Annotated in this window: 13 protein-coding genes and 2 pseudogenes; 11 read left to right on the top strand and 4 right to left on the bottom strand. The window is 35.3% G+C overall.

The window, feature by feature from the left end; all coding sequences use genetic code 11:
* Positions 1–266 (top strand): annotated as a pseudogene (locus tag AC1DVB_RS20490) (HIT family protein); the annotation flags it as partial.
* A gap of 57 nt (positions 267–323) precedes the next feature.
* Here AC1DVB_RS20490 and AC1DVB_RS20485 read toward each other — a convergent pair.
* Positions 324–527 carry an alpha/beta-type small acid-soluble spore protein gene (locus AC1DVB_RS20485; RefSeq protein WP_034315006.1) on the bottom strand — a complete coding sequence of 68 codons (204 nt, stop codon included), beginning with the start codon at positions 525–527 and terminating at the stop codon, positions 324–326.
* Positions 528–913: 386 nt separating this feature from the next.
* On the opposite strand from AC1DVB_RS20485, the gene AC1DVB_RS20480 reads away from it, so the two are divergent.
* The 4 genes and pseudogenes from AC1DVB_RS20480 (at position 914) to AC1DVB_RS20465 (ending at position 4704) form a co-directional block, all read left to right on the top strand.
* Positions 914–1135, top strand: a complete 222-nt coding sequence (locus tag AC1DVB_RS20480; protein ID WP_328098142.1) for a hypothetical protein — start codon at positions 914–916, stop codon at positions 1133–1135.
* 147 nt (positions 1136–1282) lie between these two features.
* The gene (locus AC1DVB_RS20475) at positions 1283–1681 is read left to right on the top strand and encodes a DUF3888 domain-containing protein (RefSeq protein WP_328119339.1); all 399 of its coding nucleotides are present in this window, start codon (positions 1283–1285) and stop codon (positions 1679–1681) included.
* Positions 1682–2026: 345 nt separating this feature from the next.
* Positions 2027–3196 carry a serine hydrolase domain-containing protein gene (locus AC1DVB_RS20470; RefSeq protein WP_239859374.1) on the top strand — a complete coding sequence of 390 codons (1170 nt, stop codon included), beginning with the start codon at positions 2027–2029 and terminating at the stop codon, positions 3194–3196.
* A 304-nt stretch (positions 3197–3500) separates the two neighbouring features.
* Positions 3501–4704: pseudogene (locus AC1DVB_RS20465) on the top strand (IS110 family RNA-guided transposase).
* A 451-nt stretch (positions 4705–5155) separates the two neighbouring features.
* On the opposite strand, the gene AC1DVB_RS20460 reads toward AC1DVB_RS20465, so the two are convergent.
* Positions 5156–6049, bottom strand: a complete 894-nt coding sequence (locus AC1DVB_RS20460; protein WP_283901949.1) for a prephenate dehydrogenase/arogenate dehydrogenase family protein — start codon at positions 6047–6049, stop codon at positions 5156–5158.
* Between the two features lie 20 nt (positions 6050–6069).
* Positions 6070–6750 (bottom strand): RraA family protein, encoded by a 681-nt coding sequence (locus tag AC1DVB_RS20455; RefSeq protein WP_477590705.1) that lies wholly within the window; start codon positions 6748–6750, stop codon positions 6070–6072.
* A gap of 680 nt (positions 6751–7430) precedes the next feature.
* Between AC1DVB_RS20455 and AC1DVB_RS20450 the strand changes: the two genes are divergently transcribed.
* Both AC1DVB_RS20450 and AC1DVB_RS20445 read left to right on the top strand, forming a co-directional pair.
* Complete coding sequence (locus AC1DVB_RS20450; protein ID WP_251542115.1) at positions 7431–8282, top strand: MurR/RpiR family transcriptional regulator; 852 nt, start codon at positions 7431–7433, stop codon at positions 8280–8282.
* Between the two features lie 848 nt (positions 8283–9130).
* Positions 9131–10429 (top strand): CitMHS family transporter, encoded by a 1299-nt coding sequence (locus tag AC1DVB_RS20445; RefSeq protein WP_239859457.1) that lies wholly within the window; start codon positions 9131–9133, stop codon positions 10427–10429.
* 485 nt (positions 10430–10914) lie between these two features.
* On the opposite strand, the gene AC1DVB_RS20440 is transcribed toward AC1DVB_RS20445, so the two are convergent.
* A complete protein-coding gene (locus tag AC1DVB_RS20440) occupies positions 10915–12165 on the bottom strand; it encodes an MFS transporter (protein ID WP_052137150.1) in 1251 nt (416 codons plus the stop codon).
* 194 nt (positions 12166–12359) lie between these two features.
* On the opposite strand from AC1DVB_RS20440, the gene AC1DVB_RS20435 reads away from it, so the two are divergent.
* The 4 genes from AC1DVB_RS20435 to AC1DVB_RS20420 form a co-directional block, all read left to right on the top strand.
* The gene (locus tag AC1DVB_RS20435) at positions 12360–13214 is read left to right on the top strand and encodes a LysR family transcriptional regulator (RefSeq protein WP_057276456.1); all 855 of its coding nucleotides are present in this window, start codon (positions 12360–12362) and stop codon (positions 13212–13214) included.
* Positions 13215–13356: 142 nt separating this feature from the next.
* Positions 13357–13818: a hypothetical protein gene (locus AC1DVB_RS20430; RefSeq protein ID WP_477590702.1), complete on the top strand. Its 462-nt coding sequence runs from the start codon at positions 13357–13359 to the stop codon at positions 13816–13818.
* Between the two features lie 227 nt (positions 13819–14045).
* A complete protein-coding gene (locus tag AC1DVB_RS20425) occupies positions 14046–14255 on the top strand; it encodes a hypothetical protein (protein WP_034304456.1) in 210 nt (69 codons plus the stop codon).
* Between the two features lie 469 nt (positions 14256–14724).
* A partial coding sequence (locus tag AC1DVB_RS20420) for a DUF2437 domain-containing protein (protein ID WP_477590700.1) occupies positions 14725–14951 on the top strand: 227 nt, incomplete at its 3' end.

Below are 14951 nucleotides of genomic sequence, written 5' to 3'. Positions count from 1 at the left end.
GTGGAGAAATAGAACCGGATGGTGGTGTAATAGTCGAAACTGAATATTTTCATGCTCACCAAGACGTTGCATATCCCATTAAAGGTTTAGTAATTTTAGCATCTAAACGCCATATTAAGTGCTTTGACGAGTTAAATGACTTAGAAAAGGTTGATTACATAAACTTATTATCTAAGATTAGAAAAGCTCAAAGGGAAGTATTAGGGATAGAACATGTTTATTACTTTTATAATGAAGATACTACCCACCATTTTCAGGACTACTTGGAGAATTATAATTAGGGATAGTCCAATCACTATCCCTAACAATACATATGATTTCGATTAACGAGTTCTTCCGCCTAATTGTTGTTCAGCCATTTGCACTAAACGTTTTGTAATTTCTCCACCAACAGATCCGTTTGCACGAGATGTTGTATCAGCGCCAAGTGTAACACCGAATTCACTAGCGATTTCGTATTTCATTTGTTCTAGAGCTTGCTCTGCACCATTAACTACTAATTGATTATTGTTGTTATTTCTAGCCATGTTGTCAGCTCCTATGAATATAATGTGTTGCTGGTCATAGGTTTTGATATTGTTAAGAGTTATATACATAGATTTCAAAATAAATTAAGGCAATGATTAATTGAAATTAATACCATCTGTGGATTTAGAAGAGAGAGCAGAGGAAAACATTGAAGTCACCGGGTCGCAAGGAAGGGTTTCAGAAGCGATTATGAAAACAAATGATTTGCAATATCTTCGCTCAGGATTAAGAGTCAAATGTGAAAAGGATGTAAATCCATCAGTAAGACGGACGTGCTTAAGCTTTGCGGTTTGGTTGCGTACATATATGGAATTTCCTATAAGGGTTGTTGTATATCTAAAAACGGATTATCAACTTAAAACGAGAGATACAAGAGAACTGGCAAGTGCTACTTTTTTTTGCACCTTATGATAAAACTGTTGAACCATACATAAGAATTGCAACAAGTGATTATGAAGAATTAGTTTCAGAAAGAGGAAAAAATGATGCTTTATGGGCAATTTTAAGCAGCATGGCTCATGAGATAATCCATTATCAACAATGGCTAGAAGATAAGGAAATGGATGAGAAAGAAGCAGAAAACGGAAGCGAAGAAATTATTAGATAGTTACTAACGATTTTTGTGATTTGATTTTCTTGTTGAACAAACAGATGCGTTAGCTGGAGATCGGAGCTGTCTATAAGGCAGCTTTTTCTTTATTCACTATCTGGGGAAAATAATTGAATAAAACTTAACAGTTCTTAGGAAACTAAAATGGGTGATGAAATGAAAAATTTCGCAGTAATGCTTTTGATAGCAATATTCTTAATAAGCTCTAATAAGCCAGTTTATTCAAAAACAATAAATGAAGCTGATACGGAACTAAGTGAAACACTTAAATATGCACTTATAAATAGTCTTAGACAACCAGTAGATAAAGCAATTGCTGAAATATATAAAAATGATAAAGATGCACCAAGTAATCTTACTTGGGCTTCGTATGACACAGAAATAATCAAAATTAAGCAACTGTACGGAGTTGGTGGAGGATATGAGATAACTCTAAAAGTCCACCCTTATTATGATGCTCATAATAGTTATGGAATAGATGAGGTTGTTGTAGATACAAGGGGTGAGTTAATAAATTATAAGCACATAAAAACATATCCTTGAACTTCAACTAACGGATGCGGTCTTCATTAAGAAGGATCGCTTTTTCTTATGGAACTAACGGGGCAGGATAGTTCATCAAGCATATTGTATTCGAACTATGCAATAAATACTAAACCATGAGAATAGAAAAATGATATTTAAATCTAATTATTTGGTTTTATGGTAAAATTATGTAAAAGAAACGGAGCAATTCCTTATAAAAAAGAACATTGAAAATCAATATGAGAATGATGAGTATCAAGACGAAGACGAGGATAGTCATTTTATGCAAAGTATAGCTGTGTGATTCATATGGAGCAACAAGCAACCACCCATACAATTTTAATAGAAAGAGAGGAATGCCTTATGAAAATTCGTAGTCAATTTACATTTGCAAGTCTGGCCCTATTAATAACGGGAAGTTCCCTGCTATACACATCGCAACCCTCCATTGCAAAAGTAGAGCCTACTCAAAATGTATCTAGTTCGTTACAAACAAGCACTCAACGAGGTCATAATTCCGTCAAGCAAGCAATGCGGGATACATTGCAACTTGGATTCCCAGGGATACTTGCTAAAACTTCCGATGATGGAAAAACGTGGGGTTATGCCGCTGGGGTAGCGAATCTGAGCACCAAGAAACCAATGAAAACAGATTTTCGTTTCCGCATTGGCAGCGTGACGAAGACGTTCACCGCAACGGTTGTACTTCAATTAGCTGGAGAGAACCGCTTGAGTCTAGACGACTCCATCGAAAAATGGTTGCCTGGTGTCATTCAAGGAAACGGATATAATGATAAACAGATTACCATCCGGCAGATATTGAACCATACAAGTGGTATCGCTGAATACTCAAGGTCAAAAGACGCTGATTTTATGGATACAAAAAAATCGTATACGGCTGAAGAACTAGTGAAGATGGGGATTTCACTGCCCCCAGACTTTGACCCAGGAAAGGGCTGGTCCTATTCAAACACAGGATACGTATTACTGGGTATTCTTATTGAAAAAGTAACCGGAAACAGCTACGCGGAAGAGATTGAAAATCGGATTATTGAACCGCTTGAATTGTCGGAGACATTCCTACCAGGAAATTCAAGCGTTATTCCAGGCACCAAGCACGCTCGGGGATATTCCCAACCAGACGAAGCAAGCGAGATAAAAGACGTTACCTATTATAACCCAAGTGCAGGTAGCTCGGCTGGAGATATGATTTCTACTGCTGACGACTTAAATAAATTCTTCTCTTCCTTGCTTGGTGGCAAATTACTGAAGGAACAGCAACTAAAACAAATGCTTACTACAGTTCCTACAGGAAGAGCAGGAATTGATGGATATGGTCTTGGAATATTTGAAACCAAGCTTCCAAACGGTGTCTCGATATGGGGACACACAGGTGGCATTCTAGGGTTTTCTACTATTGCTGGAGGTACACTTGGAGGCAAGCATACGTTGGTCGTCAGTTTGAACAGTTTGGGTAGGGATAACAGTCCTAATCCTTTTAAAAATATTTTACTTGCTGAATTTAGCAAGTAGGCAAAAAGGAAAAAAAGATTGTACTTAAACTAACGGGTGCGTTCGTATTATAAGGTTAGCCAGTTTTTACTGGTTGACCTTTTTTTAATAGAATCTATTATATCAGTAGCCARGGTAGKACGTACGGGTGCGTGGGACTTGATCCCGTGAACTAAACTGTCCGCCCCCTACTTGTAGAAACATGTTTGAGGCTGGTTGGGACGYAGATCYCGWATAACAAGCGAAGCTATGACACTACATGGAGGACTAGGGGTGYTGGTAAGTAAGTAAGTAAGTAAGTAAGTAAGTAGAGGAGGAAAAAACAATGAATCCAGTTGTTGGTCTGGATGTGGCAAAAGGAGAGAGCCMAGTTCAGGCATTTTTAGATCAATCTAAACCGTATGGGAAGAGCTTTTCAATGAAGCATATCAAAGAGGAGTTAGATCATTTTTTAGAATTTCTAAAAGAAATTGAAGAGGTGRCAGGGCAAATGCCTATGGTCATTTTAGAATCTACAGGGCATTACCATTCTCCTGTTATTCAATACCTGGAGGAACAAGGGATTMCATATATCTTACTAAATCCGATTATTTCTTATCAGGCAAAGAAGTCCAGCTTACGGAAGGTGAAAACGGACGCTATCGATGCRTACCAGTTGTGTGTGCTGTATTACAAAGAGGATTTAGAACCTCATAAAATTAGAGGAATTCAGCTATTAGACCTTCGGAATTTGTCCAGACAACAGGAAATCGTAACGAATATGTATGTGGAAGCTAAACTTCAGTTTCACACCATTTTAGATCAAGTGTTTCCWGAATACCGGAAGGTTTTTGGGGATCTATATTCAAGGGTTTCTTTATTGATCTTAAAGGAATATCCCACTTCAGAGGAGGTATTAACAGCCGGGGAAAGTAAACTAGCAGAGAGTGTTATAGAGTTCTGTCCTAGCCGATCGGGTCAATGGGCATGGGAAAAAGCAAAAAAAAATAATGGACTCCGCATCTCGAAATCCATTCCAAAAAAACGTGTATCAAAGTCACGTAATCAATCTTCGGATGTATATTGAGTTGCTTTTTCATTACCAGGGGCACCTCTCTGATTTGGAAGATCGAATAGTGGCCCTGGCAAATGAACTGGAAGAGTATAAGATCATCCAATCGATTCCCGGTATAGGAGAAAAAATCGCAGCCACGATTATCTCTGAAATTGGTGAAATCGATCGGTTTAATCATCCGAAAAAACTGGTTGCCTTCGCTGGAGTAGATCCAAGTGTTCACTCATCGGGTAAGTTTACGGCAACCATTAACCGTATTACTAAAAGAGGTTCAAGTAGATTACGTCATTCTCTGTATCTTGCCGTACTATGCGGCATAAGAAGTTCAAGGAACAAAAAGCTTAAAGCCTTCTATGATAAGAAAAAATCAGAAGGAAAACCGGCCAAAGTGTCAATCGTTGCCTGTATGAATAAGTTGCTTCATTGGATTTACGCTTTATTAAAGAGAAAAGAAGCATTCCTAGATTTAGCCTGATTAACGATTTTGTGAAACAGAGAAAAAGCCTTCCAAAAGGGTTTTGGAGGGCTATTTGTCATGAACAAAAATAGTATATCATAAGGGAAATGAAAATTTTAGAGAAAGATATTGACATCCTATTAGCTGGTTTAGTTCACTAAAAGAAAAAAGGAGAGTACATATTATAAATGGTTAATATGTGCTCTCCTTTATTTATTAAGGTTTTTATAATTTGGGTCTTGAAAATTGAAGTTCAGTTATAAAATCTCCATCTTCGAAGGGTTGCTCTGTTTTGTGCAATAGCATTGGAGAAATAAACAAATTTACCATCACAAAAAATTGTCACACTAAAAATCAATATTCTCTTAGGTAGATAATGTAAAAGCCAAGGGGCGGTGTTTTTGATTCGAAGCACAAAGGACCATGTAACAATGGTGGTACCCCATAATAGTAATATAGCTTATTTCATTTAACTACTTACAATTGTATTCTCTTCTTTGCATGCTTTAATGACTTCTAACCAATAATCCGGTTTTTGACCTTTAAACTTCTCTTTCAAATTGAATGTAGCTAATCTTTCTAATTTGTTTTTTGCTGCCTTAGACATGACTGAATTAAGATTAGAAGCTTCTAACATTTGGATAGAACCATCTAGTTCAATTGATCTTCTTAATGCATGAATAGACGTTCCCGTTACTAATCGATTCATGGTTTCTTTAAAGCTCTTGCTATCCATCGTTTCACTTATCGAATCTAAAACCAATTCTTCTATATTAAATTCATGGGCGGCCTCTAACAACTCTAGATAAAGGGCGGCTACTCCCTTCATATAAATACTACGGACTAGTTTTATAGCAGAAGCGTCGCCAGGATTCTCACTCACCTTAGTTATATCCATGCCGTATGGAGTCATTAATGCGATAAGCCGATCCACTCCGTTGCCACTTGCTGAAATAGGAACTTTATGTTTATAAACTGGTAAGGGCCCTAACATTGCTGCGTCGACAAAAAATGCATTCTTTTCTTGAATGTTTTTGTTAATATTTTGTTTTACTACAGGAGTCGAAGCCGATACATCAACGTAAATACAATCTTTCTTCAGATGAAGTTTTAACACTTCGCTAACCTCATAAGCTTTATCTGCTGGTACTGCTACCATGACTACATCAACTTCATTTAATACGCCCTCGGGATTAGAACGAAGCTCCACTTGCGCTTGTATAGCCCGTTCTTTTATTTGCGGACCGAAAGTAGGATGGTCTAACATGACATCATGAGCCAGGATCTTTTCTAAACCTTCTTGTTTTAATCCGACGGATAATTCAAAGGCTGCTTCTCCAAATCCAATAAAACCTAATTTCATTCTAAAGTTCTCCCTTCTTTTTATAGTCCATACGCTTTTATTTGTTCTCTCAACCAAGGAGGTTCAATGCTTCCTTCTGGTTTGCCTTGCTTGCGGGTTGTTTCATAAACTGTAATGGTTTCTATGCGCGTTTTCTCATAATCTAGTTTTTTCTCTGCCTTAGAAAGAGCCACTTCAATCTTGTCTCTTGGAACCACAATAACACCATCATCATCACCAATGATCAAATCCCCTGGAATTACGGATACCCCTCCACAAGAAATAGGTTTATGAAGCTCACCAGGACCATCTTTAAGAGGACCGTTTGGAATAAATCCTTTTGCAAAAATAGGGAATTTTAATTCGCTAAGTGTTTCTTTATCACGAACTAATCCATCAATGATGACTCCTTCAAGTCCAATGGCTTTCGCAGCTCCTGCCATCAATTCTCCAAGGTAGGCGTTTGAAGTATGTCCTTTTCCATCCGCAACTAATACATAACCTTCTTTCCCATCATAGATAGCTTGATGAAGGAACAAATTATCTCCAGGTCTTAAGCTTACAGTTAGAGCAGTACCAACTACTTTCATACCTGGTGCTACAGGCTTTATTTTATAATCCATAGAACCTGTACATCCCATCGCATCTGATATAAGTGTAGTGTTAAGACGTTTTGCTCTTTCGATAATTTCTTCCGACAATAACGGTGCTAAGTTACTCAATGACATGCACTCCTTTTACTTTTTTATGTTTCCATTAACTAAACAATTAGCTACTAAATGTAACTTGTTATCTTTGCTGTACAATCAACTAAGATAACGCTTTCAAAAATTACATAATTTTTAGTGTATTTCCTGTCTCTTCAACACTTTGTCACGTTATTTTTCTAAGTTTATTGACAAAAAAAGATTTGTAGGTCATTGGAAAATCCACTATTTTTCTTAACTTCAGTTTTAGAGTAATAAATATTACTAAAACTTGTTTGGGGGTAATATTTATTACTAATAACTTAAATGTATACTAACAGCGTTATTTATTAAAGTAAACCCTTTTTTTAATGACATTGAAAAGAAACTGAATTTTAAGAAGAAAAAGGGCTTAAGAACAAAGAAAGCGAATTAGATTGTTAACTTGAAAGGTTCAATCACCTTTATTAGCTCATTTATTCCGAAGTGCTAAAAGAAATTAATTTTATTTACTACTTATGAAGTAATCATGCATACGTTTATGGATACGTTCTAGAAGTTTCAGGTAAGGAAATTATTAATACTCTTATTAAGGGACTCTTTTTTACATTAATAAATAAAAATGATAAAATTCAATTAAATATCGTAATAAATACTTTATTGCAATAAAAAAATATAAAATTTACACTATAATATGTTCAATTGGAGCGAATCTTATGGAAAACCCAATATTAAAATTAAAAAACAAGATATCAGAATTAACAGAAACACAACAAAGAGTTGCGGACTATATTATTAAAAATCCTGTAGATGTCGCTTTTTTAACCGTTGATCAGTTGGCTGGAATTGTAGGAACTAGTACTACCACCATTATGAGATTGACTTTTAGTCTGAATTATTCGGGATATACTGAATTTCAAAAAGGACTTCAGGAACTTTTACGTAATAGAGCAGCTCCTCAAATTAGATTAGAGGCAAATTTGAAAGATTTAAATGAAAGTGATTTGTGGATTCGCTCTGCAGAAAGTCAACTCAATAATATTCAATCTACAGTAGAGATGATTTCCACGGAGAGTTTAAATAAAACGGTGGAAATGATTGTGTCTGCAGATCGAATATTTTGTACCAGTGTGAGAAGTGGATTACCAGTGGCACAACATTTAACTTTTGGACTTAATCGTCTACTTGGAAACTGTGAATTGATTGTTGCTGATTTAAGCGATTGGGTTGATAAAGGAATTAATTTTACTTCGAAGGATTTAGTCATCGCAACCTCTTTTCCAAGATACGCTAGAAGAATTGTTGAATTCGCGATGGCAGCTAAAGACAATAAGGCACAAATTATTTCTATTACTGATAGTTATTCTTCTCCTCTAGTTAAGTATTCAGATTTAGTCTTGCCATGTAATTCTAGTAGTATCGCTTTTCATAATTCACCAATAGCATCTATGCTTGTAGCAGATTATCTTGTAAGCGCCATAGCCATCAATTATCCTGAAAAAACCAAAAATCGTCTTGATGAAATTAATTCAATTCTTACCAAAATGAATTATCACTATAGTGATTAAATTTAAAAGGTGATAGGAGCAAGGATTCAATTGAATCCTTGCTCCTATCACCTTTTTATTTCTTCTTAACCAGATATCCTACTCACCATCATCTACTCTCTGCTTGATAAAAAAAGGTTTACTTTTAATAAGCATCCATGATAGTATGCTTTTAATAGTTAAAAATATTACAACATAAACTATAAAGGTAAAAAATATTACTACAAAAAAGGACATTATTTCTTAGGGATATAGTTAGTTTTCTCTAATTTCTGGTTTTGTTAAAAATATTCACCAGTATATGTCTGAATATTTCAGTAAAAGTAATTATTATAATATGCTGAATGACTATTGGAATCTAAGAATCACCGAATATTGCTTTACTTTTAAAATTAAGGGTTTTTGAAAACGTTATCTTTTTGTGTTTTTTTGTTTAAAGGTAATAAATGATCTTTATGTTACTTTAACTATTAGAAAAATTTCTTACATGTAATGAGCACTCTTTAATTAAAGTGGTGATTCATAAAAAAATTTAAAATGAAAAAGAGGTGTAATTAAGTGAATAATTTAAGACTGTAAAAATCAGATGAGACTATTAAAAGAGCAAGATACCAGCGTATTGGTAATATTATCTTTACGGATCTAATGATCAATTGGATGTATAATTACTAGTACTTCAAGATATGGTTCATAGCAACAATTATAGGGGAATTCAATAATGTCAATTTTGTAAACCCTTACAATGAAATGATGTTAATAGTCCATTAAGCAGTGCTAACTTATACTATAGAAAATTTTCATATATGATTCGAAATAACGTATTCAACATGTATTCTAAAAATTCAGGGAAGATAAAGAGGGGGCATACTATGTTAACATTTCTGGGATTTGCCATGATTGTGGTATTTATGTATTTAATCATGAGTAAGCGCTTATCAGCGTTCAGTGCACTGACGGTTGTTCCAATCGTTTTTGCGCTAATTGCAGGATTTACGGATTTAGGACCGATGATGTTAAAAGGTCTCGAGACTATAGCTCCTACTGCTATTATGATTATTTTTGCCATTCTTTATTTTGGTGTATTAATTGATACAGGATTATTTGATCCACTAGTATCAAGAATTTTAAAAATGGTAGGCGGTGACCCATTAAAAATTGTACTGGGCACTGCAATTTTATCATTGGTAGTTGCTTTAGATGGTGATGGTACTATTACCTACCTTATTGTAGTAACAGCTTTTCTTCCTTTATATAATAAACTGGGTATGAATAAACTCATTTTGGCCTGCATTCCTGCATTGGCGATGGGGGTTATGAACTTGTTACCGTGGGGGGGACCAGCTGCCCAAGCTACGGCGGCGGTAAAAGTGGATATAATAGACTTGCTTTTGCCAATCATTCCTTCTATGATTGCGGGTGTGTTATGGATTTTAGGAGTGGCTTACTTCTTGGGTCGACGTGAGCGTAAGAGATTAGGAGTTATCAATATTGAAGCTTTTAACGAAGAAGAAATTGCTGCTGCAGTTGAGGTAGGAATGGACTCATCAATAAAACGACCTAAATTATTTTGGTTTAACCTAGGCCTTACGATTTTAGTATTGGCAGCTTTACTTACGGGCTTCCTACCGTTGCCTGCGTTATTCATGCTCGGCTTTGCCATCGTTATGATTGTAAATTATCCCAACTTGCAGGACCAGAAGGATCGCTTACACGCACATGCAGGTAATATATTAACTGTTGTCTCCATGATATTTGCAGCAGGTGTATTTACTGGGATTATAGATGGTACTGGCATGGTTAGCGCGATGGCAGATACCCTAATAGCAGTTATTCCAGACTCTCTCGGACCAAAATTAACAGTCATTGTTGCACTTATAAGCATGCCATTTACATTTTTCATGGCGAATGCTCCCTTTTATTTCGGGATTATTCCGATTATGGCAGAAACAGCTGCCAACTTCGGTATCCATCCGATGGAAGTTGGACAAGCTTCTTTATTGGGACAACCCTTGCACTTGTTAAGTCCACTCCAAGGTTCTATCTATATATTAATGGGGCTTCTTGGTATAGAAATAGGTGATCATATTCGCTTTACAGCCAAGTATGCGGTAGGTACAGCATTAGTTATGATAATTGTTGGTGTATTGTTCGGAGTACTATCCATTTAATTATATAAACATAATAAATTGCAGAGAGCTAGTATTTCAAAATAGCTCTCTCTTTTATTGGTCTAGAATTACTTATTATTGTAACTATTTTATTTCACGCTTATTTATAAAGTACTAAAGTTGATTTTACTTTTTAATAAACTTCTAATGCACCAGGCTTAAGCAGCGTACAAAAGCTTTTAAAAAAAGAAGTCCAGGAAGCTTAGTAGGCCTTGGTATAGCAATGGGTAATGGAGATGAATAATTATTTTTTTTGCTGATCTTTACTAAAAAAACAGTGAATACGGTATAGCTTTTGCATAGAAAAAGTATGGGGTTAATTTAACTGAAAATGTATGTGAAATTTTGTACTTAAACTAACAGGTGCGTTAGTTGATTAAGGAACACAAAAGTGAGCAATCTCTTTTATAAAACAATAATCCAATTAAATAGTATAAGGGCATGTTTTGATTAATCTTTTTTCAAAACATGCCCTTTCTATTTATTCATTTATCAAGGTTGTTTGTATTAATTTGATCAAACTTTGTGGTGATCCCATGATCCGTTCTTTTTTTTATTTTTACTCTGTATAAATTGATCGCTCCTAAAGCTACAGATATTCCGGCCAAATATAGAGCATGTTGATAACTGTTCAATAGATTAACGACTAAACCGAATAAAGAGGGTGCTATGACTATGAATAATTGATTTAATGTCAATGCTGAACTCACCGTTAAACCTATAAAACGTGAATCCGATTGCTCTGTGATACAAGCAATAAAAATGGAATACCAACCAATGGCTACAAAACCCAAAAGAAAACAAAATAATAGCATCAAGATTTCCATTTCAACAGTCAGGATGAGTGGCAGCATCACTGTAAGAATTACGGTAACAGCCATCACAATAAGCAATAATCTTTCCCTTTTACCTTCAAAGAATTGATCACTCGCCCATGCGATGACTACCCGTCCAACCATACCACCTATTAAAACGACGCTTAAATATTTTCCTGCCTCTGTTAATGCATAGCCCCCTTCGTTATGCAAATAACTCATAAAATGCCCAATGATAATCATCTGTAATGACATCATCACAACACCCACTATATACATCGGATATAACTCTTTATTATTCTTGATGACACTCATTTTCTCCTTGAACCCGACCGAGGTTGATCCCGTTTTACCCGTTCTTTCTGGTTCGTTATATAATATTAGGAAGAGCAGCCCTCCCATTATTGCTACGATTCCTTGTACTATATGTACTGATGACAAATTGAAATGATAATATGTATAGGATAAAACTACAGAGGCTAGAGATCCTCCAAGCGGTATTCCCGTCTGTCTTATCCCTAGAGCCAGACCTCTATGTTCGTTTGGAAACCATTTTACGATGGCCGTGCTTCCACCGGTTTGAGCACTTCCGTACCATATACCGACCAACAATAATAAAAGCAGCAATACAATATAATCATTAACAAAAACTAGCGTTAAAGCTGAGAGACCCAATAAAATGGTCCCCCACCCGATAATGTGTTTTTCCCCTTTTTTATCCATCAAGTAACCGAATGCCAGCATTGAAAACATCGGACCAATATTGACCGCTGAAACAATGAAGCCTGTTTGAAGTGGTGTTAAATTCCATTCAATTTGATAAAATGCAGCGATGGGTCCCATGCCATATGTCACAAAGGTTGCTGCAGTTTGGGATAACGTGGCCACCAATACGATTAACCATTTATAATATGTATGCATTAAGAAATTCTCCCCCTATGCTTGATGTATCGTTCAATAATAATTCGGTGGGATAAATTCTTATTTTTAGCTTCTAGCATTATCTAGTCTCCCCTACTTATTAACTAACTAGAGTTTACTCTGACTGCCCAGAAGCGTAAAATGGAGGAAAATGATAGGGTTCATAAATTTTTTTTATAGGGTGTGCCAACTATATGAACATCAAAGAAATAGCATTGAAAATTGAAATATTAAACCGTCAAAATTTAAGTAAGTCTGCAGAAATCACGAACTATACTCAATCCGCCCTTACGGCTAAAGTGAAAAAAATAGAGTCGGAAATTGGGAAACTTGTTTTTAAACGCACGCCCCAAGGATTGAAAATCACTAGCGTAGGAATACAGTATAAAAACTATCTTCAACTTATTTCACAAGAGTACGAAGAATTTTTACAAAACATTGGTGCCATTCAAGCTAACTCTAAAGTGGATTTTGGCACATCACATACAACCTTGAAAATCTATGGTGCCCATATCGCGAATACTTTGAATATGAAGAACGACATTCAAATGGATGTGGATTTCACCGTAGATTCCAGTAATGCCATAAACCAAAAAGTGCACAATTCTGAATTAGATTGTGCACTCATTAGTGAACCTATTAAGAAATATCCCGACTTAACTTATGACATCGTTGCATCCGAAACATTCGAGATCATTTCAAGTAAGGACCATATCATCAATTTTGATTGGAAAACACCTATTACATTGCTCGTATTGAGTATAGGTTGTATGTATACAAGAGCTGTGACCGAATGGCTTATGAATAATCAAATACCATATAAATTAAAGGAAATAAAATCAATCAGCAGTATCCAAGATTTTTTGCAAATCAGTAATACCATTGCAGTATTGAATACTAAGCTTATAGATTTATATAACTATACAAACATTCACTTTTACAAATTAAGCTTTAACAATGTCATTAATACCGTTTTCGTTTATAAGATGAACGACGGCGAACAGAACAATATCGTACAATTTAAAAATGTTCTTAAGACGATTGGTTAATTACAAAAAAGAGGTTTTATCTTTAGAGTTGCTTTTTGGCAGCTCTTTTTCTTATTGAACCATCGGGGCAGGTTAATTCCATAAGGAAATGGATTATTTTACACTTACGAATCTTCAATTTTATCATTAAGGAGGATTTAATTTGAAGAAAATTTTTACTGTATTATTTTTAATGATGGTTTTAACAGCTTGTGGATCTAACAGCACTAACAAGGATTTTAATTCGGATACCACTAATTTGGAAACCACTAAAAAAGATACTAATTCGGAGGAAATGACTGAGCATAATTATCAATTTACAGGAGAAAGCGAACATTGGGAAGCTGTATATTTTTATGAAGGAACTGAATTATGGGGAGAGAAAAACGAACAAACCACTCATTCTAGCAAAGATAGCTATGAACTTGTAAAATATAAGGGGTCTTTGAAAGAGTTATCTTCCATGAAAAACCTGGAATATACTTATGAAACAACCACTTCAAGCGGAACTAAAACTGAGGCATACAAAGAACCACCTAGTGAAAAAGTATTTACAATTAGAGGTGGATCAGAAAATGGAGCAATAATAGGTGAAGGCGAAGTTATAAAAGTAAATGTAAAATGAGATGGTTCTGAAGAGTCATTTCAATTGCATAATAAGGCTAAGTGATTTTGTTGAACTAACGGGTGCATTTCCAGGAGCTGTTCAGCAGCTCCTTTTGGTTATGCAACAAACGAGTTGTTTGATTGAGTGCCGGCTCATGTTATAATGAATAACTTACGAAAATTACTATTTTGAACGGATGCCTAGAAAAGCCTCCGCATAGCGATAAAATATGGAGGTGTAAGAGAATGAATAAACAATGGACGATTGGTCAAATTAAAGAATTTGTTGAGAAGAATTCGGAAAGTAAGTTGCTGACGACGGAATATCATGGTTTTTCTCAAAAGTTACTATTTAAATGTACATGTGGAAGCAACTTTGAAAAGACATTTAAGAAATTTAAAAATAATAACCAACGTAAATGCGATGTGTGCCAACCGCCTAAAGCGACACGATAACGTATACAAAGAAACGAAGTGCTGAATTTCTATTAAAGAGAAGTTGGCACTTTTTCTTATGGCACTAACAAGGCGGGTTGGCTGAAAAGGGACGAATTACCAGTACAAAAGTTTTGATATTTTGAGATAATCAATAAGCAATAAGTCTTTAATAGACTGGATTTGTTTAGAAAATATTATACAAGTTTGGGTGTAAACATTTCATGGGGAATGTACTACTGGGGCTGCCAATCGGAATATGTATTGCAGCCTATATAAGGCAATGCACAGATAAAATTATAAAAAATGATAGGTTCCATAAAATACATAGTTAAATAATTTTCTTATTGAACTAAAGGTCGGTTTAGTAGAAGATGGAGTCGCGACGAGAGCTCTTTTTTCCCGTAAAAGAACAGGCATGTTATAGTATAGTAGAACCGGATTTTATAATATCTGTGGTAATCTTAATCATCAAAGGAGTTTATTCATAATGCATGTGCTACAAAAAACACAAAAAATAGTTCGCTATCAGAATCAACAGGGCAATATACATTACGGTATTGTTGAGGATGACATGATATTACAACTGTCTAGCAGTTTTGCTGAACTTGTCAACAAGGAAATAAAGTATGACGGGGTCGAGCTGAAATATAGTGACGTGAAAATCTTGGAACCTGTAAAACCTTCGAAAGTGGTTAATTTCGGCTGGACATATGC

Source organism: Peribacillus sp. P4_D6 (assembly GCF_056401795.1).
Note: the sequence above shows the minus strand (reverse complement) of the source record. Positions and strands in the feature narration are given on the sequence as shown.